General features: G+C 60.0%; 17 protein-coding genes. 4 read left to right on the top strand and 13 right to left on the bottom strand.

Features of this window, described 5'->3' with window-relative positions:
• Window positions 1-125: 125 nt before the first annotated feature.
• The 13 genes from RGV33_RS27100 to yaaA form a co-directional block, all read right to left on the bottom strand.
• The gene (locus RGV33_RS27100) at window positions 126-1,577 is read right to left on the bottom strand and encodes a mannose-1-phosphate guanylyltransferase/mannose-6-phosphate isomerase (RefSeq protein ID WP_322147346.1); all 1,452 of its coding nucleotides are present in this window, start codon (window positions 1,575-1,577) and stop codon (window positions 126-128) included.
• Between the two features lie 149 nt (window positions 1,578-1,726).
• Window positions 1,727-2,374, bottom strand: a complete 648-nt coding sequence (locus tag RGV33_RS27095; RefSeq protein ID WP_008434181.1) for an alginate O-acetyltransferase AlgF — start codon at window positions 2,372-2,374, stop codon at window positions 1,727-1,729.
• A gap of 16 nt (window positions 2,375-2,390) precedes the next feature.
• Complete coding sequence (locus RGV33_RS27090; protein WP_322147345.1) at window positions 2,391-3,578, bottom strand: alginate O-acetyltransferase; 1,188 nt, start codon at window positions 3,576-3,578, stop codon at window positions 2,391-2,393.
• A gap of 11 nt (window positions 3,579-3,589) precedes the next feature.
• Window positions 3,590-5,122, bottom strand: a complete 1,533-nt coding sequence (locus RGV33_RS27085; RefSeq protein ID WP_322147344.1) for an MBOAT family protein — start codon at window positions 5,120-5,122, stop codon at window positions 3,590-3,592.
• A gap of 238 nt (window positions 5,123-5,360) precedes the next feature.
• Window positions 5,361-6,485: a mannuronate-specific alginate lyase gene (locus RGV33_RS27080; protein WP_416152089.1), complete on the bottom strand. Its 1,125-nt coding sequence runs from the start codon at window positions 6,483-6,485 to the stop codon at window positions 5,361-5,363.
• Window positions 6,482-7,930, bottom strand: coding sequence for an alginate O-acetyltransferase (locus RGV33_RS27075; RefSeq protein WP_322147341.1), 1,449 nt, complete (start codon window positions 7,928-7,930; stop codon window positions 6,482-6,484). Before RGV33_RS27075 ends, RGV33_RS27080 begins: the two co-directional genes overlap by 4 nt.
• Before the next feature lie 11 nt (window positions 7,931-7,941).
• Window positions 7,942-9,501: a mannuronan 5-epimerase AlgG gene (gene algG / locus RGV33_RS27070; protein ID WP_322147339.1), complete on the bottom strand. Its 1,560-nt coding sequence runs from the start codon at window positions 9,499-9,501 to the stop codon at window positions 7,942-7,944.
• Window positions 9,501-10,988: an alginate export family protein gene (locus RGV33_RS27065; protein WP_322147337.1), complete on the bottom strand. Its 1,488-nt coding sequence runs from the start codon at window positions 10,986-10,988 to the stop codon at window positions 9,501-9,503. The genes algG and RGV33_RS27065 overlap by 1 nt, the downstream gene beginning before the upstream one ends.
• Window positions 10,985-12,484 carry an alginate biosynthesis TPR repeat lipoprotein AlgK gene (gene algK, locus RGV33_RS27060; RefSeq protein WP_322147335.1) on the bottom strand — a complete coding sequence of 500 codons (1,500 nt, stop codon included), beginning with the start codon at window positions 12,482-12,484 and terminating at the stop codon, window positions 10,985-10,987. The genes RGV33_RS27065 and algK overlap by 4 nt, the downstream gene beginning before the upstream one ends.
• Window positions 12,485-12,502: 18 nt before the next feature.
• The gene (locus RGV33_RS27055) at window positions 12,503-13,672 is read right to left on the bottom strand and encodes an alginate biosynthesis protein Alg44 (protein WP_322147333.1); all 1,170 of its coding nucleotides are present in this window, start codon (window positions 13,670-13,672) and stop codon (window positions 12,503-12,505) included.
• A gap of 48 nt (window positions 13,673-13,720) precedes the next feature.
• On the bottom strand, window positions 13,721-15,202 hold the full coding sequence (gene alg8, locus RGV33_RS27050; protein ID WP_322147332.1) for a mannuronan synthase: 1,482 nt from the start codon (window positions 15,200-15,202) through the stop codon (window positions 13,721-13,723).
• A gap of 83 nt (window positions 15,203-15,285) precedes the next feature.
• Window positions 15,286-16,602: a nucleotide sugar dehydrogenase gene (locus tag RGV33_RS27045; RefSeq protein WP_322147331.1), complete on the bottom strand. Its 1,317-nt coding sequence runs from the start codon at window positions 16,600-16,602 to the stop codon at window positions 15,286-15,288.
• Window positions 16,603-17,491: 889 nt separating this feature from the next.
• Complete coding sequence (gene yaaA / locus RGV33_RS27040; RefSeq protein ID WP_322147330.1) at window positions 17,492-18,271, bottom strand: peroxide stress protein YaaA; 780 nt, start codon at window positions 18,269-18,271, stop codon at window positions 17,492-17,494.
• 718 nt (window positions 18,272-18,989) lie between these two features.
• Between yaaA and RGV33_RS27035 the strand changes: the two genes are divergently transcribed.
• From RGV33_RS27035 to moaD, 4 genes are all read left to right on the top strand, one after another.
• Window positions 18,990-20,114, top strand: a complete 1,125-nt coding sequence (locus RGV33_RS27035; protein ID WP_322147329.1) for a polysaccharide deacetylase family protein — start codon at window positions 18,990-18,992, stop codon at window positions 20,112-20,114.
• Between the two features lie 348 nt (window positions 20,115-20,462).
• Complete coding sequence (locus RGV33_RS27030) at window positions 20,463-21,857, top strand: PhoH family protein (RefSeq protein WP_322147328.1); 1,395 nt, start codon at window positions 20,463-20,465, stop codon at window positions 21,855-21,857.
• Window positions 21,858-22,021: 164 nt separating this feature from the next.
• Window positions 22,022-22,495, top strand: coding sequence for a cyclic pyranopterin monophosphate synthase MoaC (gene moaC, locus RGV33_RS27025; protein ID WP_322147327.1), 474 nt, complete (start codon window positions 22,022-22,024; stop codon window positions 22,493-22,495).
• Window positions 22,492-22,734, top strand: a complete 243-nt coding sequence (moaD, locus tag RGV33_RS27020; RefSeq protein ID WP_322147326.1) for a molybdopterin converting factor subunit 1 — start codon at window positions 22,492-22,494, stop codon at window positions 22,732-22,734. Before moaC ends, moaD begins: the two co-directional genes overlap by 4 nt.
• The last annotated feature ends 2 nt before the right edge of the window (window positions 22,735-22,736 follow it).

Raw genomic sequence — 22,736 nt, 5'->3', positions numbered from 1 at the left:
CCTAACTAAGCGTAGGTGGAGTTGACCATCTTCGGGTTCCCCGGCCCCAAAGAAAAAGCCCCCGGCCCACCGGCTGCGGATAGGGGACGCAGTCGGTGGGGCGGGGGCTTCTTGTGCTGCTCTGTTTACTGCGCGATGGTTTTCACCGACACGCCACGCTCGATTGGCGTCGACCGACCGTAGATGTCTTCAAAACGCTCGATATCGTCTTCACCCAGGTAGCTGCCGGACTGCACCTCGATAATCTCCAGCGGGATCTTGCCCGGGTTGCGCAAGCGGTGCACCGAGGCAATCGGGATGTAGGTCGACTGGTTTTCGGTGAGCAGGAACACGTTCTCGTCACAGGTGACTTCGGCGGTGCCGCTGACCACGATCCAGTGTTCGGCGCGGTGGTGGTGCATCTGCAACGACAGGCACGCGCCCGGCTTGACCGAGATGTGCTTGACCTGGAAGCGGCCGCCCATGTCCACCGAGTCATACGAGCCCCACGGACGGTAGACCTCGCAGTGGTTCTGGGTTTCGCTGCGGCCCTGTTCGTTGAGGGTGTTGACCATCTGCTTGACGCCCTGGACCTTGTCCTTGTGGGCAATCATCATCGCGTCCTTGGTTTCCACCACCACGATGTTTTCCAGGCCGATCACCGACACCAGTTTGCCGTTGCCGTGGATCATGCAGTTGCGGCTGTCCTGGATCACCACATCGCCCTTGCTGACGTTACCGTTGGCGTCTTTTTCGTTTACGTCCCACAGCGATGCCCAGCAACCCACGTCGCTCCAGCCAGCGCTCAAGGGTACGACGCAGGCCAGTTGGGTTTTTTCCATCACGGCGTAGTCGATGGAGTTGTCCGGGCAGCAGGCGAAGGTCGAGGCGTCGATGTCGATGGTGTCGGCGGTCTGTTCGCTGCGTTCCAGGGTCAGCATGCAGGTGTCGTAGATGTCTGGATCGTGCTTTTTCAGTTCTTCGAGGAAGCGGCTGGCGCGGAACAGGAACATGCCGCTGTTCCAGAAATAACCCCCGCTTTTGACGAACTCGATCGCGCGTTTTTCATCGGGTTTTTCAACGAACTGTTGCACGCGGCTGACGCCCTCGGGCAGCAGCGAATCGTTGGTCGACTTGATGTAGCCGTAGCCGGTTTCCGGACGGGTTGCCGGTACGCCGAACAGCACCATCTCGCCGCGCTCGGCCGCCACGGTGGCCAAAGCCAGGGCGCGTTGCAGGGCTTTCTGGTCGTCCAGTACGTGGTCGGCGGGCAGCACCAGCATCAATTCGTCACGGCCTTCGTTGACCAGCATCATTGCCGTCAGGGCTACGGCCGGCGCGGTGTTGCGGCCGAACGGTTCCATCAGGATGCGCTGGGTGTCGAGTTTGCGGGCGGCCAGTTGCTCGTTGACGATAAAGCGGTGGTCCTTGTTGCAGACCACGATGGGCGCGTCCATGCCGTCGAATACCAGGCGCTCCAGGGTTTGCTGGAACAAGGTGTGCTCGCCGGTCAGGGCCAGGAACTGCTTGGGAAACTGTTTACGCGAAAGCGGCCAGAGACGTGAGCCGCTACCACCGGAAAGGATTACTGGGATCATGGTGTTTCTCCTTGAATCAATATGGGTCAGAGCCTGTGGGAGCCGGGCTTGCCCGCGATGGCATCACCTCGGTGTACCTGATACACCGCGTTGTCCGCATCGCAGGCAAGCCAGCTCCCACAGGGGGCAGCGTCAATCTGAAAATCTGATCAGCGGGTCGACACAGGGCGCTTGACCCACACTGGCGATAGGTTGGCGCCGGTGCCGGTGACGTAGAGCACTGCGGCTTCACCGCGCTCCAGGGCCACTGGTTTTACGTCGCCGACTTTTTTGTCGCCCTCATACAGCGCCAGGCTGACCTTTACCGGGTTGATCTCGCGCTCGCCACGGCCCTTGGCGGCCACGGCCTGGACCACATCGGTCTTGCCGTCGGCGGTTTTCAGGGTCAGCGACTTGTCGCTGAGGTTCTGCACGCGCACCAGGGATTTCTGCTTGTTCTTGAATGGCGGTTCCTCGATCAATTGCGGCTGGCCACTGCCACTGCTGACCAGGGTGTAGTAGTGGTCGGCGGCAAGCTTGACCGGCAGGGTCTGGCTGCCGACCTTGGCGCTGTAGTCACCGCCCGGCATGAAGCTGAAGTCACTGCTGGCCAGCGGTGCAACCTCGTTGAGGTTGGTGCTGCCAACGGTGGCGCTGACTTCCTGGTTGCTGGCGTTGTACACCCGCACAAAGCTGGAGCCTTTTGGCGCGACGGGGCCGTAGAGCGCGGCATCGCCACCGGCGAAGGCAGACATCGAAACAACGCTCATGCCGGCGACGAGGGCAAAAGTTTTTGCGAGGTTAGTAGTGAAAGTCATGTGAGTTACCTCTCTTTCAGTTTTGCGCCCGGTCGGGCGTCTCGGAGTTCATGTGTTTAACGGCGGGGGTGTTCAGTGCCATGTTTTGTTGGCGCATACCGGCTTGTTTGAGTTGCGCGACCCACTGCGGGTCGGCATCGCCGATTTCGTTGTTCACGGGCAGATAACGTTCAGGAAACTCCCAGATCAGCACCTGTGGCGGGCTGTTCTTGAAGTCGTCGCTTTTCAGGTAGCTGAGCATCGGCAGGATCGGGCCGTGACCGTCTTCTGAGTAGTTGATGACGTCGCTGCCCAGGGCTTGCTTCAGCGCGCCGACAAAGTTCCAGTTCGGGTTGGCGCTGTAGCTCGTGCCCACCAGTGCCACCGGGGTTTCGCTGTCGGTGAACAGCGCGTCGTCGCCTTTGGTTTCGGCCAGGTGCGTGACGCGTTTTTGCAGCGGCTCCTTGGGCGGCATCAGGTTTTCGAACAGCGGGTCCAGCGGCAGGAACAGGCGCAGGTCACCCTTGTGCGGTTCGGTCTTCTCGGCTTCGGTGATAAAGCGTTGAGGCTCGCCGCTCAGGGGCGTTTTGTTGGCAATCGTCGTGGCCAACGTTTTGGCCGCTACTTCGGCGCCATCCGGAGTCCAGTGGGTGTCGGTGCGCAGGAACACTTGCTGGCCGTGCAGCTTGGCCTGTTGCAGCGGGCCCATCAGGTCGGGGGCGACGATCTTGTCGGCGGCCATGCGGGCATGGAAGTCCTGGTACAGGCCGGCGTGGATGCTCGCAGGCTGCACTTCGCCGAGGTGTTCCGGGTACAGGCGCACCTTGGCCGGCACGATCGCCATCACCAGTTGGATGCCTTGCGCCTTGAGCTTCTGGCGCACGCCTTCCACCAGGGCGTAGTTGCCTTGCAGGTTCTGGTCTTCATTGACGATGGGGTTGAACTCTTCGTCGCTGTACAACCAGTGATCGCGGCCAATCACCACGCCAGGCCGGCCTTCATTGAACAGCTTGTAGTCCAGCGCTGCCCACAGGTTGGTGCCCAGGCGCTTGATCGGGAACTGGTCGTCGTAATGCGTTTCGACGGCCTTGGTCCAGCGGCCGTTGAGCACGGTGGCGTCGGCGTTGGTGCTGAAACCGAAGAAACTGCGCATCGACCAGGCGCCCAGCGCCAACAGCACGGCCAGGAACAAGGCGATATAGAGCACGCGTAATGAACGGGTCATGGTCGGCTCCCTCAGAACTGGAAGTAAAGGAACGGCGAGAAGCTCTGCGCCGAAAGTTTGAGAATCGATGCCACGAACAACAGCAGTACGGCGGCGCGCATGGCGTAGCGTGGCCAGGCGGCGGTCCAGTAGGCTGGTTGTACGGTGGCCTCGGTGCCCACGGTGTAGCCGGGCTGATGGATGCTGCCGGGGTTGTCGCCCGGTACGGCCTTGATCAGGCTTGGGTCAGCCGGCTTGGCTTTTTCTGCCGGCCGATTGCGGTAGAAGTCGCGCAAACCGAAGAACGCCAGGGTTGCGTACGCCACCACCAGGGTTGCCACTTGCAGGCCGGTGAGGCTGGCGCGGTTGAGTTCCGACAGCGACCACTCGCCAAAGCTGAACATCGCACCGTACATGCGGCCGGCGACGTGCAGGTTTTCCGAGCGGAAGATCACCCAGCCCATCACCACCAGCAGGAAGGTGAAGGCCCAGCGCACGACGTTGAAACTGCGCGGTGCGGTGTTGAGGCCGATGGCTTTTTCAATTGCCAGCCACATGCCGTGCCAGGCACCCCACACGATGTAGGTGATGTTTGCCCCGTGCCACAGGCCACCGAGCAGCATGGTCAGGAACAGGTTGCGGTAGGTGGTCAGCGTGCCTTTACGGTTGCCGCCCAGGGTGATGTACAGGTAGTCACGCAGCCAGGTGGACAGGCTGATGTGCCAGCGCCGCCAGAACTCGGTGATCGACTGGCTGATGTACGGCTGCTTGAAGTTTTCCATGAAGCGAAAACCCATCATCAAGCCCAGGCCGATGGCCATGTCGCTGTAGCCGGAGAAGTCGAAGTAGAGCTGCGCGGTGTACGCCAGTGCGCCGAGCCACGCGTCGCCCGTGGTTGGGTTTTGCAGGGCAAAGCAATGGTCGGCGACCACCGCCAGGGTGTCGGCGATGAACACCTTCTTGATGAAACCCTGCATGAACCGCGTGCAACCCTCGGAGAATTTATCGAGGGTGTGGGTGCGGTTGTTGAACTGGTCGGCCAGGTCGCGAAAGCGCAACACCGGGCCGGCGATCAGGTGCGGGAAGATCGCCACGAACGCCGCAAAGTCGATCAGGTTGCGGGTGGCCGGGGTGTCGCCGCGGTACACGTCGATGATGTAGCTGATGGACTCGAAGATGTAGAACGAGATCCCGATCGGCAACAGCACGTGGGTCAGGATGAAAGGTTCGAGACCTGCCGACTTCATCATCAGGTTGATGCTGTCGACGCCGAAGTTGGCGTACTTGAAGTAGCCAAGGATGCACAGGTCGACCGCCACGCCCAACAGCAGCCAGCGTTGGGCTGGCTTGGTACGCACGCCGGCTGCACCGACCTTGAGGCCGATCCAGTAGTTCCACAGCGTCACGGCGGCGAACAGCGCCAGGAAGTCCACTCGCCACCAGGCGTAGAACACGTAGCTGGCAATCAGCAGCAGCAGATTGCGATAGCGTTGCCCGCTCAAGTAGTACAAGCCGAGGAAGATCGGCAAGAACAAAAACAGGAACACATTGGACGAGAAAACCATCCCGATCTCTCCATGTTTAACCAACAGTCAAGGGCCAACGGCCCCCCCAAACCCCCCCACGAATCTGGGAGGGTGTACGCGTTCAGTGTGGGAGCTGGCTTGTGTGGGAGCCGGGCTTGCCCGCGATGGGATCAACTCGGGTTGTCTGAATCACCGAGGTGTCTGCATCGCCGGCAAGCCAGCTCCCACATAAAGCCAGCTCCACATTTGGACCGAGTCCAGGTGTGGGAGCTTTGTATCAGCTGCCTTTGTTGCCTTTTTCGTGCGTCGGGTCGTAGACCTTGGTCAGGTCGCCGCCGAGGCGGAACGTCTTGAACGGCTGCATCCCGTGCTTGCGCTCGATCACGTCCGGCGCGCAGGTGTAGAGGGTGCAGAACGGTTCAAGCCAGGCAAATTTCATGTCCTCCTTGAGGTCTTTCATGTCCTGCTCCTTGCCGTTCTTCTTCTCGAAGATCTGCGGGTCTTTCACCCCGGCCAGCACGTTGTCACCCAGGCGTTTGAGTGCACCGTTGTTTTCCTGGCGCAGGTCCACGCCATTGACCAACGCAAAACTGGCGATCATTGCCAACGGTGGCAGGGCGTAGTTGTGGTACGACAAAGCCCGTTGCTGACGCTTCAATTCGTTGGGCAGGAAGCCTTGGGCATCCACCTGGTTGGCGCCGACCTTGTATTCCTTCACGGCCCAGTCAAACAGGTCGCGACGGTTGGTGGCGATGGAGGTCGCCATCACCGACCAGGCGGCCCAGTAGGAGTGGTTGTTGGTTTTATCCAGCGGCAGGTTGTCCCAGTCGCTCACTACCTGGTCGGCCATTTTGCTGAACCAGGCCTCGATCAACTGCGACTCCTGCTGGTGGTTGGCCAGCGGGTGGGAGTCGGAGAACTTCAGGCGCACATAGGCCGACGCCATGCTGCCCAGCGCCCATTTGCGCATGGACTTGCCGGTGTGGTTGAAGTCCTTGGACATCAACGCATCGGCCTTGGCCCAGCTTGTGAGCCAGTTCAGCGTGCATTCCAGCTGCTCCGGCCTGCCGTCGCGCATGAATTGCATCACGCGTTTGCTGGTGTCTTTTTCCAGCTTGGTGATGTCGGCGGTGCTGTCGCGAAAGGCTTTTTCGGACTGCACATTCAGTGTGGAGCGCGCCTTGTCCGAGCCTTCGTATTTGCTGCGAAACTGCAGCGAACCGGTGTACGGCGCGGGCATGGTGTCGCAGTCGTTCTTGAAGTCGCCGGTCTTGAATGCCTCCACCGGGGCGAAGTAGCCCTGGGGTGGACGCAGTGGCGCGGCGGCGTTAACGGAGCCGGCAAAAATCGCCAGGCCCAGCAGCGTGGGTAGTAAGAGTCTGGTCTGCATAAGTAACCTCATTGCCCGGCGGAAGCGGTCTGTTGACCACCCGCCGGGAATACGTTGCGTGTGCAAATTTTCGCTTCGACTTTCTGCGCGGCAGCGCCCGCTTCGGGGCCCTGCACTTCCACGGCCAGCAGGTTTTGCGTGGCCCAGTCTTCGTCGGTGCGCAGTTCAAAGGCGAAACGCCCGTCTGTATCGGATGTTTCGGGTTTCTCGATCTTGATGTCCTCGTGGCGTCCGTTCATGTACCAGAGGGTGGCTTGCAAGGTTTTCACCGAAGGGTCGGCGAAGCGGATATCGACCTGATGGCTGGAATTGCGCAGGTCTTTGTTCGAACTGTTAACCAGCAATTCGTTCTTGCCGGGTTTGAGCGTAGTGCTGGCGGTCATCTGGGCGGTCTTGCCTTCACAGCCGTTGTCGAGCAGCGACATCATCTGGCGGTAGATGGTCTCCTGGTCCAGTCGATACAGCGGCGAGAACTCCCAGATCAGAATCTTCGGCGGGGTTTTCTGGAATTCTTCGCTGCCCAGGTACTGGATCATCGAGCCTTCCAGGCCACCGCCGGGGAAGGCGACGTTGAGGATGTCGGCACCGATTTCTTGTTCCAGGAAGCCCGCGAAGTTGTAGTTCTTGCCGCTGTGGCTGGTGCCCACGAGGGTGATCTGCGGGTTGCCGGAATCACCGAACAGGTCGCCGTCTGCCGCTTCGCCCTTGGGCTCGGTGGTGAACTGGTCCATGTACTGGATCGCGTAGCTGGTGCCGCACAATTGCCCGGCCATGTTGTGCAGGGTGCCGGTCTTGCCCATGCGGCCGGAGCGCTTGGTCTCGAACTCACGCTGCGGGATGCCGGCAAATTCAGGCATCGCGCGCACTTTTGCACCGACGATTTTCGCCGTGCGCTGCGCACCGTATGGCGTCCAGTGTTGGTCGCCACGGAAGTAGAAATCGTGGGCCGGCAATTCATCCGGCAGTTGCTCGTTGGTCAATGGCGACAGGTCCGGCACCACGTAGCCCATCTTGGCGAAGCGCCCCAGCATGGTCTTGTAGTTGCCCAGCGCCTTGTCAAAATCGAACTTGGCTTTCTCTTCAGGGTTGAGCTTGTTGCGGTTCACCAAACCACGGGTTGGCTGGTAGACCACGACCAGTTCCACACCCTTGCTCTTGAACGCATCGTGCAGTTGTTGCATGCGTTTGTAGCCGGCAGGGCTGGTGTCGAATTCGGTGCGCAAATCTTCCTGGGTGCGGAACAACCAGTCGCCCTGTGCTTGCACCAGGGTGGTGAAGTTCTGCTGGTAGCGCGTGGTGTAGTTCTTCGCGTCGTGGGCGGCCGGGCACAAGCTGCAGCACGGTTCGGCGCTGAATATCGGGGCCTGTACTTCGTCGGCGCGCACGCCCTGGCTGGCGGCGAGCAGGCCGAGGGTCAAACCCGAAAGGCAGAGCAGTTTGATCATGTGTGGGTGCATAAAGGTCATCCTCAGTCCTGCATTTCGGTCTGGCGTTCGACAGGGTCGATCAGCACGGCTTTCTTCTGGCGTACCAGAAGGTCGAGAATCTCTTCCTGGCGATCGCCGAGGACGCCGGAGAAGCTGATGCCACTGGATTTGGTCGGCGCAAGCATCGACACGCGGTATAGCTCGACGCTCAATGGCGAGTCGATGGACAGCGGGCCGCTGCCATTGGCGGCCAGTTCACCGCCGACCACGATCAGCGAGACCTTGGTGTCGAACGGGTCGAGGGCGATGTCGCGGTCGGTGTCGGTCAAATCCTTGATGTGTCCGTACACGCCGGTCAGCCCGTTGGCCATCGCAACGTTCTCGTACAGGCGAATGTTCACGCTGTTACGCACGCGGATGCCGTGGCGACGATTGCTGATCACCTTGTTGCCCCACAACAGGTTATCGCCGCTCTCATAGAGGGTGATGCCGTCGGTGTGGTTGCGGTAGATCTCGTTGTCGGCGATCAGGTTGTTGACGCTGTTACGGTCGATCACCAGGCCCGAGAGCTTGTTGTCGAAGCTGCGGTTGTTGAAGATGAAGCTGTCGTTCACTTCCCGGGAAATGATGATGCCGTGCTTCTTCTTCGTGCCGTAGACGGTGTTGTCGGTGATGATCAAACCGTGGGAACGGTCGTGGGGGTCAATGCCATAGACGATGTTGTCTTTGTAGGTATTGCCCTTGAGCACAAAGCCGGTGGTTTCGTAGCAGTAGAAGCCGTACCACATGTCCGAGAACTCGGAGTCGACGATCCAGCCGGTTGGCTCAGGGCGCTTGAGTACCTTGGCCATGTTCGGGGTGTACTGGGAAATACTCACGCCGTACGACTTACTGTTGGCGTAGCCGAAGCTGGCCATCTTGCTGTTGGCGATGTAGGTCTCGGTGCCGCCCCAGGCCAGCAGGAACGGGCGGAATTCCTTGGGCGACTGGAAGGTCGCCGGGCCGTTGGTTTTCTCGCGCCAGCCGGTGATTTTGGTGTCACGCACAAACAACTGGCCGTCGTTGATCAGGAACGAACCGGCTTCCTGGGACAGGCGCAACTCCTGGGTCTGCTTGTCGATTTCAAGGATGCCTTTACGGCCCACCACGATCGGCAGCTTGGCCAGGAACACCCCCGGCGAGGTTTCGCTGAGGTACTGCTTGGGCACTTTCTTCAGCAGGTCCTTGAGGTTCATGTAGCCGTCGTCGACAAAGATCGCCTGGGGAATACCGTGCTGGCGCACTACCCATTCGGCCATCTTGTTGTCGCCGCCGATGAAGTCCTTCAGGGCGTCTTCCTGCATCATCCGGCGGATGCTGACTTTGCCGGGTTTGCTGCGTACGATCTTCTTCGCGATATTCGCCGCGGTATAGCCGGACACGTCCGGCAGTGCAGGCTTGGCCATCTCCAGCGGCGCGGTCGGCGGGCTGGAAATGGTGTAGGTCTTGGCCTGTTGCAGCTCTTTGGCGATGGTCGGCGCTTTGTCGGCGAAGGCCGAGGCGCTGGCCAACAGCATGGCCGCGACGAGCAGGCTTTGAGGCTTCATTGCGCAGGCTCCCATCAGAACTTCCAGATCACGTCGACAAAGGCGCGATGCATGTACGAGTCGACCTGGCTGCCATAGGCGTCGCCCGGCTTGAACACGCCAGCACGGAAACGCACCAGGGCCGACGGTTCGTCGATCGACTGGCTGAGTGCGGCCGGCAGCAGGCCTTTCTTGAAGTACTTGGTGACGACCAGGTCCATCTCCTGGCCCAGGTCTTTCTTGCCATCTTCAAGCGGCAGGGAAGTGCTGGACAGGATTGCGCCGGTCACGTCGTCGGTGTTGTTCTGCACGGCATCGATGCCGTTGCTGCCGACCGGCTTGTTGCCGTCGACGCGCCAGAACTTGTGGTACACCAGGCTTGCGTCGTAGTCCTCGCGCAACTGCCAGGAACCGAACAGGCTCATGGACTGCATGTTGTTCATTTCGCCGCGAAACGCTTCGCCGAAACGGTGCACGCGGGACTGGGTACCGGTCCAGTTCGAACGGTTGCTTTGCAGGCCGTTCTGCTCGTATTCGGCACTGGCCCGGGAGTAGGCGGCGCCTACTTGCCACTGCGGGTCGAGGCGCAGGCGCACACCCAGGTCGGTGGCCCAGCCATTCACGTCATCGCTGCGCTTGGCATGGGTGGGGCGGGTGCCGTCGGCGTTCAAGGCGTTGACCGTGTCGCGGTCGCCCTGCATGCCGGTGACGCTGGCCCAGTAGTTGACGGTGTTGGTGTTGCGCCAGTTATACGCGTCGCTGTTGGCTTCGATGCCGAGCCAGGTCAGGTCGCCGTTCTCGCGTTTGTCCAGCGAGTCGGTGGCCACGCCCGGTTCCGGGAAGTCGAGCTTGCCGTCGTCATGGGTGTGGTGAGCGCGCAGGCCGATCCACTGCCCCGGCGTCCACTGATAGGCGGCGTCAGCGTAAAGGTGCTGACGGTCCTTGTCCTTGGGCGACAGTTCCTTGAGGTCGGTGCGGTATTCGCTGAAACGCTCGGCGACCCCGACATTGGCCTTGAGCAAGGTGGTGTCGAAGGTCCAGTTCAGCGCTTCGATGTTGGTGTCGCGCCACTGGCCATCGTCATTGCGCAGGCGCTGGCGACCGAGTTTGAGGATCTCGCCGGGGTAAGGCGTGAAGCCGCCGTAAGCCACCCAGAACTCACGCATCGCCAGGTAGTTTTTCTTGCTTTTGCGGTCGTTGTTGCTCGATTGTTCGGTGGTGTCATCGGACGATTGCTGCAGGGTGTCGGTCTCGATGATGTCGCTGGAGGTTACGGCCTGGCCCATGGCGTAGGCGCTCCAGTTGCCACTTTCGCCGTAGATCCACGGGCGCAGGTCGAGGCCGATACCGTTGACGTCGCCGCCTTTTTGCGTGCCGAGGTCGCGGTCATCTTCGGACTGCGCGGTGGCTTTCACTTCCAGGCCGAAGTTCTTGGCTTCGGTCAGCGCGGCCAGGGTCGGGCACGACCACAGCAGGGCGAAGGTCAGGCCGATGCCGGCCTTGACGAATGGGTTGAGCTTCATAGGGATTCCTCGCCGTCTTCTTCTTGCAGGGCGTGCAATTGCAGCGTGCTTTGGGCCAGGGTGCCGCGCGCGGCCAGCTCCTGTTGCACCAGGCGTTGGCCTTCGGCGCGTTGTTGCGGGGTCAGCGGAGCTTCGAGCTGGGTCGCCAGGTCGTTGGCTTCCGGCGTGTCCTGGGCCTTGGCCAACTGGCTGAAGACATAGGCGTTAATCGGGTCGGGCTTGGTGCCCTTGCCTTGGGAAAACAGTTGGGCGATCGCGAAGTCGGCGCTGTTCTGGCCGTTGCGCGCGGCGGTCAGCAGGTGGTCCAGGGCCTTTTGCGAATAGACCTTGCCCAGGTAGCCACGGCGGTAAATCTGGCCGAGGTAGTAATCGGCGGCCACTTCGCGGCCGACGGCTTTCTGAAAGTGCGCTTCGGCGGCCTGGGCATCTGCCGGGACCCACTTGCCTTCGTAGTAGAGTTTGCCCAGCAGCAGTTCAGCGCGGGGCTGGTCGGCGGCGCGGCCGTTGTCCAGGTACTTCATCATCTGGTCGACGTCGCCCAGTTCCGGGAAGTCGTAGAGCAGTTGCGCCAGGCTGACCCAGGAAGCCGGGTAGCCGGGGGCGATTTTTTCCAGCAGGGCCTGGGCGGTTTTTTCGTCGGTCTTGCCCAGGGTTGCATCACCCAATACGCGAGCTACGCTGTCGACCCGTTGGGCGGTGACGGCGCCACGGCTGTAGCCTGCTTCCATCTGCTTGAGCAGTTCGGCCTGTTTTTCGGGCTGGGCTTTTTTTTGGTAGACCGTGGCCAGTTCGACGTAGCAGATATCGGTGGTGTTCAGCGCGGCTTTGCAGATGCTTTCCACTTCATCCAGATGCTGGTCGTAGGTGTCTTGGGTGCGGTACAGCAGCACCTGGGCGAGGCCGGCTTCGGGGTAACCCGAGGCGCGCCATTTGCTGATTTGCTGCTGGGCGTTGATGTTCGGGAAACTGTGCGGGTATTGCAGGTACAGCATCGCCAGCGGGATCAGGGTGTTGCCTTCGCCATTGGCAAAGGCTTTTTTCAGCAGGCCTTCGGCTTCGTGGTGCTCGGCCTCGGTGGCGCCGGGTTTGGCGACCAGCAGGCGACCCAGCCGCGCCTGGGCACGGGGCGAGGTATCAGCGGCCGCGCGGTACGTCGCTTCGGCCTGTTTGATTTGCTCGGGGTCGCGGGTGCCAACCTGGATGTCAGCCAGGCCGACCTGGGCTTCGCTGTAACCCAGGTCGGCCAGTTGCTGGTAGTTCTGCTGCGCGGTGACCGTGTCGCCACGCTTGAGGGCTTCGTTGGCCAGGCGTTGGTCGGGCAGGCCGGCGCAACCGGCGAGGCTGACGGCAAGTGCCAGTGCACAATATGCCAAGGCAGAGTGGGATCTGCTTTGTGTGGGAGCTGGCTTGCCTGCGATGGCGGTGTTGGATTCACCACCGTCATCGCGGGCAAGCCCGGCTCCCACAGAGACCAGCAGTGTTTTTGGAATAATCATCACAGGCATGTCCTCCGCTTACAGACCGTGAGCCATGGCTTTGTCGATCAGCCAGTTCAGGGATGGGCCACGGTCGCTGGTCACTTCCACCGGGCGACCGGCATAGGTGCTGTCCAGCGGGGCATCAGGCTTGATCTGCACACGGATGTCGGAGGACATTTCGCTGCTGTTGAGGCTGGTGCTGCTGACGATGGTGCCGGTGCGTACCTGTTCTTCATCGGCCACCTGGAAGTTCACGCGGGTACCCGGGCGAACGTCGGCAAACTGGCGATAGGAAAAGCGGGCATCCACGTTGGCCTGGCTGCCGCGTGGTACCAGTTGGAAGATCACATCACCCTTGCTGGCGTACTGACCGTCGGCGACCAGTTGCTGGGCCACGATGCAGTCGCACGGGGAGGTGAGGGTGCCGGTCATCTGCTTGCCGAACAGCTCTTCGACCTTGGCCGGTTGCAACTGGTCTTCGTCCAGATGGCCCTTGAGCACGTCGAGCATACTGGTGCTGAAGGTCGCCAGTGGCGCGCCTTTGGCCGCGACCGCATCACCTTTGATCAGGCTCTGTACGGTGCCATCGCGAGGCATGGTCACGTTCATCCCGGGCACGCTCACCAGGCCGGAAGTGGCGTGGCTGACGAAGTACATGCCGTACACCGATTTGACCACGAAGCCGAATGCCGCCAGGCCCACCAGGAAGATCGCCAGGCTGAAGGTCACGGCCCGCAGGCGGCCACCGACGCTCATGTTGCTGCCGCCGTCCTTGACCTTGCGCGCCTTGGTGAAGTTGTCGCGTTGCAGGGTCGCCAGTACGTCGCCCATGGTCACGATGTCGCCGGACAAGTGCGAGGTGATCAGGTGGCGCAGGGTGGAAATGTCTTGTGCGTCGAGGTTCTGGAACTGGCAACCGGTGCGGCCGGTCTGGCGGTCGTAGGAGCGAATCAGCAACTCGACGTCCATCGCCAGGCCCAGGTTATCGATCACGAACTGCAAGCGACCCTTGTGCACATCACCGACTTTCAGCGCCTGCTGCGGGGCGTTGAACGCCAGGCCGCCAGCGGAGAGGTCAATGACCCGCACTTCCATCGGCGTATGGTCGGCGCCGAAGAAGCGCAGCTTGGCCGGGATTTTTACCCGAGCGTGTTGGCGTTGGGCTTCGGACTCATGGACTACGTTGGCGTTTACTGGAGGATTCATTGGGCTATTCATCGGTGTAATTCCTAAGTTAATTCAGGCTTGGCAGGGTCAGACCATCATCAGCAGCACGGCGACGAAAATGCTGCCGGCGGAGAAGGTCATGGTCCGAGACGACCAGGTGTTGAACCAACGTTGAAAGCTGGCCAAATCGCGGGTCAGTTTGGTGTCCTGGCGTGTCCAGGACTGTTGATCAAGGCGGAAGAACACGTAGATCTTCACCAGCGCGCCCATGATCTGGTTGTAATAGAGAATCACCGGGTAGGCCGGGCCGATCCGGTGGCCGGAGCACGACAGCAGCAGGGTCAAGATCAGGCGGGTGATGCCGATCCACAGCAGGTAGGCGAGGATGAATGCGCCGCCGTATTTGAAGGTCGCGATGATCGCCACGGTCAGGCCCAGCAGGGAGGTCCACATCGATACGCGCTGGTCGAACAACACGATGCTGGTGAACAGGCCCAGCCGACGCATGCCCAGGCCCAGGGCTCGTGAGTTCTGGCGCAGGTTGTTGCCATACCAGCGGAACATCAGCTTGCGGCTGGCCTTGATGAAACTCTTCTCGGGCGGGTGTTCCACGGTGTGGATCGCGGCGTCCGGCACATAGAAAGTGTCGTAGCCCAGGCGCATCAGGCTGAACCAGCTGGACTTGTCGTCACCGGTCAAAAACTTGAAGCGGCCCAGGCGCCAGTGTTGCAGCGAGTCGCTTTCCACATCGGCGATAAAGCCCGGGTCGGTGACGACGTTGGCGCGAAACACCGACATGCGACCGGTCATGGTCAGCACGCGTTTGGACAACGCCATGGAGCACATGTTGATGTGGCGCTGGGCGAAGCGCAGCTTGTGCCATTCGCTCATGATGTAGCCGCCGCGCACTTCGCAGAACTCGTTGGTGGTCAGGCCGCCGACATTGCCGAACAGTTGGAACCACGGCACGGTTTTGCGCACCACGCCCTCGGCGAGCACGGTGTCGCCATCGATCACGGCCACCACGGCGCGGTCGTCCGGCAGGTGGCGCGAGATGGCGCGAAAACCGAAGGCCAGGCCGTCGCGTTTGCCGGTACCGGCGATACGCACGAAGTCCAGCTTGACGTGGTCCGGCGGGTTCATCTTCGCCCACAGGCTCTTGACCAGCAGTTCATCGGACATTTCCACCAGCGAGCACACCACCGTGGTGGGGAAGCCACATTCGATGGCTTCGCGGATCACCGAGCTGTAGACCTGGGCAGTGGTCAGCGCGTCGATCCGAAAGCTTGTGACCATCAGGAATACGTGGGAGGGGTCTGCTGCCTTGCCCAGCTTGCGCACTTTGCGCCGCAGGTGCGGGTAGACCACGTACAAAAACAGCATGCCGCGAAAGAAATGCGTAGCACCCATCGAGTAGCGCCAGATACCGACGGCGCCAATCAGGAAAATAAAATTCTTCGACTCGGAGTCGAACGTACTCGCCGGCAACAGCAGGGCGAGTCCCATCAGCAGGCTCAGGAACAACAGCCAGCCGGCGGATTGCAGGAGTACGTGTTTTAACTTGGACATAGGCGTCATCCGCAGGTGAAGGAGGCTTCAAGCTGCAAGCGCTGGGGATCAGGACGCTTGCAGCTTGAAACTTGCCGTTGCCGTTACCAGCAAATGCCTTCGGTACGACCGGTCACGCTGGTGGCCTTGGACATGAAGCCCACCAGGTCGACCACTTGCTTGCCGTGGGGCGCGTTGTGCGCCAGGGCACGGAATTTCTCATCGCGGTTGCCCAGGATGATCACGTCGGAGCTGTTGATCACTTCGTCGAAGTCCGAGTTGAGCAGAGACGACACGTGAGGGATTTTCGACTCGATGTATTCCTTGTTGGCACCGTGCACACGGGCGTATTCGACGTTGCTGTCGTAGATGCTCAGGTCAAAACCCTTGCCGATCAGCATCTCTGCCAGTTCCACCAGCGGGCTTTCGCGCAGGTCATCGGTACCGGCCTTGAAGCTCAGGCCCAGCAGGGCGACTTTGCGTTTGTCGTGGCTGGAGACGATGTCGAAAGCGTTTTGTACCTGGGACTCGTTGCTGCGCATCAGCGAGTTGAGCAGCGGTGCTTCCACGTCCAGCGAACTGGCGCGGTAGGTCAGGGCGCGCACGTCCTTGGGCAGGCAGGAGCCGCCGAAGGCAAAGCCCGGGCGCATGTAGTACTGGGACAGGTTGAGGGTCTTGTCCTGGCAGACCACTTCCATCACTTCGCGACCGTCGACACCCACCGCCTTGGCGATGTTGCCGATCTCGTTGGCGAAGGTCACTTTGGTCGCATGCCAGACGTTGCAGGTGTACTTGATCATCTCGGCAACGGCGATGTCTTTGCGGATGATCGGTGCATCGAGCTCTTCGTACAGCGACTGCAGGACATCACCGGACGCAGTGTCGAATTCGCCGATGACGGTCATTGGCGGCAGGTCATAGTCGGCGATGGCAGTGCTTTCACGCAGGAATTCAGGGTTGACGGCGACGCCGAAGTCGACGCCGGCTTTCTTGCCCGAGCAGTCTTCGAGAATCGGGATGACTACGTTCGCCACGGTGCCTGGCAGCACGGTGCTGCGCACCACGATGGTATGGCGGGTGGCCTTGTCACGCAGGACAAACCCGATCTCGCGGCACACCGCTTCGATGTAATTGAGCTCCAGGTCGCCGTTCTTCTTGCTCGGCGTACCGACGCAAATCATCGACAGGTCGGTATCACGGATTGCTTCGGCGAAATTGGTGGTGCCGCGCAGTCGGCCGGTCTGAATGCCCTGGCTCAACAGTTCGCCCAGACCTGGTTCAACGATGGGAGATTTACCCGCGTTGATCAGGTCGATCTTTTCCTTGGAGATGTCTACGCCAACGACCTCATGGCCCCGTGCAGACAGGCAACCGGCACATACTGCGCCGACGTAACCCAAACCGAATATGCTGATGCGCATCGCATTTACCTCATTGTTAATCGTGCCACTAGATGGCCGGAGTTCATGTTTTGAAGCGTCACTCAGGCACTGGAAAGTGCGACGGGTAAACGTCGATATGTCCAGTGCAGGCATACTAAAAGTCGAGTGACTAACTAATGCACTCAAGTTGTGCGAAACTTGGCCTTGTTGTTGTGGCTTGCCCTGAAATGCAGCCAGCCTTCCTGGGGAAGGGCCTGGCGCCAGTGCCGCAAGGCGTTGATAGGGGATTTTTGCCCTTATATATCAACGTATTGGGTTGTCTCACTGACCCATACAGGTGTGTTCAGCCTTGGCCTTTTCGGAGAAAGTAGGGATACCTTTTCGTCCGCCTTCAACTAGTCAGTTGATGAGTTGACCATCGAGTCAAAGTTATATGACAACTTTGCTACTTCCCTTGGTCGCCATGTAAGCCATCTCTTACATCTGCAGAGATAATCGTTACCGGTGGTATGAGCGGTGCTTTAGGACATAGTTCCTGGCCACTCATCCTGTTTCCGGAAATTTTTTGAAATATTAGTAAAGATGGCACTAGTACTATAGTGATAGCACTCGCTACTTGAGCCAGTAGTTGCGGGGAGTTGCGCGGGTTAAGTAGTTTTGTGCCACTACTGTTTGAAAAAGTAGGTGCCACTACGAAAAAAATTGACGAATGTCGAGTGAAATAAATGTTAGGGAATCTGAAGAATTATTTTTGACGCCAAATAAATGACGATTATTCGAGCTGAAGAGGGGTTTATTCGAGGGAATTGTTGTGGCGAGGGAGCTTGCTCCCGCTGGGGCGCGAAGCGGCCCTGGCTTTTTTGGGGCCGCTGCGCAGCAGCGGGAGCAAGCTCCCTCGCCACGGGGTTCCGGTTTCAGAAAGACTGAGTTATTCCGGTGCGTGATCGCGCAGGAACACCAGCTTGTCGGGCTTGGACTGCTCTGCGTTGAAGCGATAACCCTGCACGTCAAACTCCTTGAGTTTGGCCGGGTCGTTGATGCGTTCTTCAATCACAAAGCGGCTCATCATGCCCCGGGCCTTTTTGGCGTAGAAGCTGATGATCTTGTACTGGCCGTTTTTCAGGTCCTTGAATTCGGTGTTGATGATTCGCGCGTTCAGCGCCGGGCGTTTGACTGCCGAGAAGTACTCGTTGGACGCGAGGTTGAGCAGCACGTCATCGCCTTGTTCGGCCAGGGCTTCGTTGAGCCATTCGCTGATGCGGGTGCCCCAGAAGGCGTACAGGTCTTTGCCACGGGCGTTGGGCAATTTGGTGCCCATTTCCAGGCGGTACGGCATCATCAGGTCCAGGGGGCGCAGCAGGCCATACAGGCCCGAGAGCATGCGCAGGTGGTCCTGGGCGTAGGTGAAGTCGGCGTCTTTGAAGGTTTCGGCGTTGAGGCCGGTGTAGACGTCGCCCTTGAAAGCCAGCAGGGCTTGTTTGGCGTTGGCCTGGGTGAAGGCTGGGGTCCAGCTGCCGAAGCGTGCGGCGTTGAGGCCGCCGATTTTGTCGGAGACGTGCATCAGTTCGCTGATTTGTGCCGGGCTCAGTTCGCGCAATTGTTCGATCAGCTCTTGGGAGTGGTCGAGGTATTGCGGGTGGGTGAAGCGCGGGGTGGCCGGCTTTGACTCGAAATCGAGGGTTTTGGCGGGGGAAATCACCGTCAGCATGAAGTCGTCTCCTTTAATCGTGGGGGGATTCTAGGGGGTAGGGCGGTTTGACTCCACCTATGATGGTGATAGATGGCTGTGCGGTCGTTGGTGTACATATCCGTTTCTTTGGTAACGGCTACTTAGGGTTCCGCTCTTACAGCGGGTCACTTTTGAAAAGCGCAAAAGTAACCAAAACGCTCTGCCCCGCCTGTCGGCACCTCGCCTAGGCTCGGTGTGCCCTCACTCCGGCATTGCTCCGCGGGCCGCCGCGACGGCCCGTCCCTGGCCCGTCGCGGCTAAACCGGCGTCCTGCCGGTTTACCCGCTCCTCAATCCCTGCGTTCGGCCTTGGGCTGAATGGGGCAGTCAGATCAAAAGCAAGATCAAGAACACAGCGGCCTACAGGCCGGCTTGAGTGTTGGAAGCCAGATCAAACACCAAAGCAGAGCCGCTTTTCTGTAGGAGCCGGCTTGCCGGCGAATAACCTGAGGGCGCCGCGTTGAATCGGGATGCCAGCGTCATCGTTGACGACTTTCGCGAGCAAGCCCCACATTTGAACCGGGGCGTGTCTGTTTTTGATTTGGCTTTTGTTTTTAACACTCAAGCCGGTCGGTAGGTGGCTGTAAGAGCGGAATCCATATCAGCCGTTACCCAATAACGGATATACACACCAACCCAATAGCCCTCCCCACGCGATCGGCTATAGTGCCCGACGACTCTGGAAAGGGAGACCCTTCGTGCGAATTGCGCTTTTACTGTCAGCCTGGCTCATCTGCCTGGGCGCCCAAGCCGCCCCCGTGGATGTCGCGACCCTGGACCGCGGCACCTGGCCCGAACGCCTCAGCAGCCCCGCTCTGTTCGACGTCGCCTCACGCGCAGAAATCCTGATGTTCGCTCACACCCTGCTGGCCAGCGAAGCCCTCGACGACCCCGCCCTCAAACAACGCCTGGGCCTGAAAATCATCAACCAGGCCTCGATCGACGACCTGCGCCGCCAACTGTGGCAACGCCTGCTGGAAAACTACACCTTCGCCCAACAAAGCTGCGAACAAGATGCGTCCTTCTGCTACCTGGTGGAAAACATGGACGACCTGCGCGAACAAGCCGCCAAGTTCCAGGTCAGCGACAGCTCCTTCTATATAGGTTGGGCCGGCCCCAGCCGCGCATTCCACGAGCGCTACCTGGATGAACAATTGCGCAAGGCCGCCCTGTTCCCGCAAATCAGCAGCGAAATCGCCCGCTTCGGCGACCACGAACGCAACGGCGACGAACTCAACGACCGGATGTTCCTCCTGACCTTCGACAGCGGCCCGTCCCCCGTCAGTGGTAACACCGACTGGCTCACCGACTACCTGCGCAAACAAAAACTGCACGGCATCTTCTTCGTGCTGGGCAACAGTCTGCAAACCCGCGTCGAGAAAAGCTCGGCCAGCGACGTGCAGGCGCTGTACCAGGGCCAGTGCGTCGGCATTCAGGGCTGGCAGTACCGCTCCCATAGCCACTGGGTCGACTGGCAGTCCTCCATCACCCGCAGCGCCTCCATGGCCCAAAACCTGATGCCGGAAAACTACCTGCCGCTGTTCCGCCCGCCCTACGGCCAGCGCCGCTCCGACAGCCAGGGCTTCTTCCAGTCCCAAGGGCTGCAAGTGGCGTTGTGGGACATTGATTCTGAAGACGAGCCTGGCAAGCTCAAGGCCGATGAGTCGGCCAACCGCGTGCTGACGCTGATGCTGCTGTGGCGGCGCGGGGTCATCCTGTTCCACGACACTCAGGACAAGGCACGCATCGCATTACCGTGGCTTTTACACGCCACGGCAGAAAGTGGACTCGGCTGGCAGGATTGCCGGGAAGCGTTTCGCTGAAAATGACCAAGTGCCCGGCCCTGTTGGGGCTGAGGTTGGGTGGCGGCAAAAGTTGGAGATATTTCGATACAGGCGGACTTCCGACTTTAACGGTGCAATGCCGGCTCGCCTAGTGCTATTCGTCATCCTGAAAAATAAACTTCAAAAAAGCGTCAAAGTGCTTTTTCCTGTCATGTGTTTTGCGGTATTACGAAGACAGACAGCCGAACCCTGCAACACAGGTGGCGTCTTCCAAGACACCTCTTGTGTGCACCGCACTTGACGCCCCTCAAGTGCGTTCGACGGTCGAATCGAGGCGCAGCACTGTCGCGGTATTGCGTCGACTGGCTCCCACAAAGGTGACCGAGTATGGATGATCATGGACGTAACCCTTCTTCCGACCAGCCAATCCTTTATGTGCTTGATACCAACGTACTGATTCACGATCCAAACGCACTGCTTAACTTCGAAGAACACCACGTCGCCATCCCGATGATCGTGCTTGAGGAACTCGACAAACTCAAAAGCGGGCACCACAGCGTTGCCGCCGAATGCCGCCAGGCCATCCGCCTGATCGACAAGACCCTGGGTGAAGCCTCGCCTGAGGATGTTGAAGTCGGCGTGCCTATCCAGCGTGGCAAAAGCGGGCCCAAGGGCTTGCTGTCGATTCTGATGAACAAGCGCAACGAGCCCAACAGCCTGTTGCCGGAAAACCTGAACGACAACAAAATCATCAACCAATTGATCGACCTGCATGCGCGCGACAAGGACTTGCGCCTGGTGCTGGTGACCAAAGACATCAATATGCGCCTCAAGGCACGAGCGTGTGGGATCGCTGCCGAGGACTACAGTACCGACCAGCTTGTCGACGACGTGTCGATGCTGTCGCGGGGTTATCACACCATGACCGGCTCGTTCTGGGACCGTGTGAGCAAAGTTGAAACCCGTCAGGACCATGGCCGCACCTGGCACCAGGTACAGCTGATCGACAACCTGCCGGCCGTGCACATCAACGAATTCATCATCGACGAACAGGGTTTTGTGGGCTGGATCAAAGAGATCCAGGTCGACAAGCTGCTGATCCTCGACCTGCATCAGGAACCCCTGTTGCACCAGGAAGCCTGGGGCCTGAAACCGCGTGATATCTACCAAAGCCTGGCGCTGTATGCCTTGCTTGATCCGGACATCCACCTGGTCAACCTGACCGGCGCCGCAGGCTCGGGGAAAACTATCCTCGCCCTGGCTGCCGCCATCGAACAGACCATGGTTACCAAACGCTATCGCCGCATCATCGCCACCCGCAGCGTGCAGGGCCTGGACCAGGAGATCGGGTTTTTGCCCGGCACCGAAGCGGAGAAAATGGAGCCGTGGCTGGGGGCGATCACCGACAACCTCGAAGCCTTGCACATGGATGACGAAAACACCCATGGCAGCGTCGACTACATCCTCAGCAAAGTGCCGTTGCAGTTCAAATCCCTCAACTACATCCGAGGTCGCAGCTTCCAGCAAAGCCTGATTTTGATCGATGAATGCCAGAACCTTACCCCGCACCAGATGAAAACCATCATCACCCGTGCCGGCGCCGGTTCCAAAGTGGTGTGCCTGGGCAACCTGGCACAGATCGACACCCCTTACCTGTCCGCGACCAGCTCCGGGCTGACTTACCTGACGGAACGCTTCAAGGACTTCCCGAACGGCGTGCACATCGCCCTGCAAGGAGTCCCTCGTTCGATTCTGGCCGAATACGCCGAATCTCACCTCTAAGCACGGTCAATGTAGGAGCTGGCTTGCCTGCGATAGCATCACCTCGGTTTGTCTGAACCACCGAGGTGATGCTATCGCGGGCAAGCCCGGCTCCCACACAAGCCAGCTCCCACATTTGATCTGCGTTGGGTTTACAATCGGGGCTCCTGATCAGGAGTATCCCTGTGCTGACTCATCTCGATTCCCAAGGTCGCGCCCATATGGTCGACGTCACTGAAAAAGCCGTGACGTTCCGTGAAGCCGTGGCCGAAGCGCGGGTGCGCATGTTGCCCGAAACCCTGAAAATGATTGTCGACGGCGCCCACCCCAAGGGCGACGTGTTTGCCGTGGCCCGCATCGCCGGGATCCAGGCAGCGAAAAAAACCAGTGATTTAATCCCCCTGTGTCACCCGCTGATGCTCACCGGGGTCAAGGTTGAGCTCAGTGCCGATGGCCTGGACGCCGTGCATATCGTCGCCCGCTGCAAACTCTCCGGCCAGACCGGCGTGGAGATGGAAGCGTTGACGGCGGCCAGTGTCGCCGCCCTGACGATCTACGACATGTGCAAGGCCGTGGACCGTGGCATGACCATCGAACACATCCGATTGCTGGAAAAACTCGGCGGCAAGAGCGGGCATTTCAAGGCGGACCAGGCATGAGCATCACCGTACTGTTTTTTGCCCGTTACCGCGAAGCCGTAGACCTGGACTCGCTGGAAGTCGAAGGCGAGTTCGCCACCATCGAAGCTGTGCGCCAGGCATTGGCCGGGGATGTCGGCTTTGAGGTGCTCAACGAAACCGGCTTGATGTGCGCCCGCAACGAAGAACTGTGTTCGCTGGACGAGCCGCTGGTTGATGGCGACGAAGTGGCATTTTTCCCGCCAGTGACCGGAGGCTGACC

The organism is Pseudomonas sp. Bout1 (assembly GCF_034314165.1).
In the GTDB taxonomy this organism is placed as follows: Bacteria; Pseudomonadota; Gammaproteobacteria; order Pseudomonadales; family Pseudomonadaceae; genus Aquipseudomonas.
This window is presented reverse-complemented; position numbering and strand designations above follow the sequence as displayed.

What these genes read in the sequence shown, in the direction of transcription:
- RGV33_RS27075 (WP_322147341.1), bottom strand. Translation starts at nt 7,930, where the DNA reads ATGCACCCACACATGATCAAACTGCTCTGCCTTTCGGGTTTGACCCTC.
- RGV33_RS27045 (WP_322147331.1), bottom strand. Translation starts at nt 16,602, where the DNA reads ATGCGCATCAGCATATTCGGTTTGGGTTACGTCGGCGCAGTATGTGCC.
- alg8 (WP_322147332.1), bottom strand. Translation starts at nt 15,202, where the DNA reads ATGTCCAAGTTAAAACACGTACTCCTGCAATCCGCCGGCTGGCTGTTG.
- yaaA (WP_322147330.1), bottom strand. Translation starts at nt 18,271, where the DNA reads ATGCTGACGGTGATTTCCCCCGCCAAAACCCTCGATTTCGAGTCAAAG.
- algK (WP_322147335.1), bottom strand. Translation starts at nt 12,484, where the DNA reads ATGATTATTCCAAAAACACTGCTGGTCTCTGTGGGAGCCGGGCTTGCC.
- moaD (WP_322147326.1), top strand. Translation starts at nt 22,492, where the DNA reads ATGAGCATCACCGTACTGTTTTTTGCCCGTTACCGCGAAGCCGTAGAC.
- algG (WP_322147339.1), bottom strand. Translation starts at nt 9,501, where the DNA reads ATGGGAGCCTGCGCAATGAAGCCTCAAAGCCTGCTCGTCGCGGCCATG.
- RGV33_RS27080 (WP_416152089.1), bottom strand. Translation starts at nt 6,485, where the DNA reads ATGAGGTTACTTATGCAGACCAGACTCTTACTACCCACGCTGCTGGGC.
- RGV33_RS27095 (WP_008434181.1), bottom strand. Translation starts at nt 2,374, where the DNA reads ATGACTTTCACTACTAACCTCGCAAAAACTTTTGCCCTCGTCGCCGGC.
- RGV33_RS27030 (WP_322147328.1), top strand. Translation starts at nt 20,463, where the DNA reads ATGGATGATCATGGACGTAACCCTTCTTCCGACCAGCCAATCCTTTAT.
- RGV33_RS27055 (WP_322147333.1), bottom strand. Translation starts at nt 13,672, where the DNA reads ATGAATCCTCCAGTAAACGCCAACGTAGTCCATGAGTCCGAAGCCCAA.
- RGV33_RS27065 (WP_322147337.1), bottom strand. Translation starts at nt 10,988, where the DNA reads ATGAAGCTCAACCCATTCGTCAAGGCCGGCATCGGCCTGACCTTCGCC.
- RGV33_RS27100 (WP_322147346.1), bottom strand. Translation starts at nt 1,577, where the DNA reads ATGATCCCAGTAATCCTTTCCGGTGGTAGCGGCTCACGTCTCTGGCCG.
- RGV33_RS27090 (WP_322147345.1), bottom strand. Translation starts at nt 3,578, where the DNA reads ATGACCCGTTCATTACGCGTGCTCTATATCGCCTTGTTCCTGGCCGTG.
- RGV33_RS27085 (WP_322147344.1), bottom strand. Translation starts at nt 5,122, where the DNA reads ATGGTTTTCTCGTCCAATGTGTTCCTGTTTTTGTTCTTGCCGATCTTC.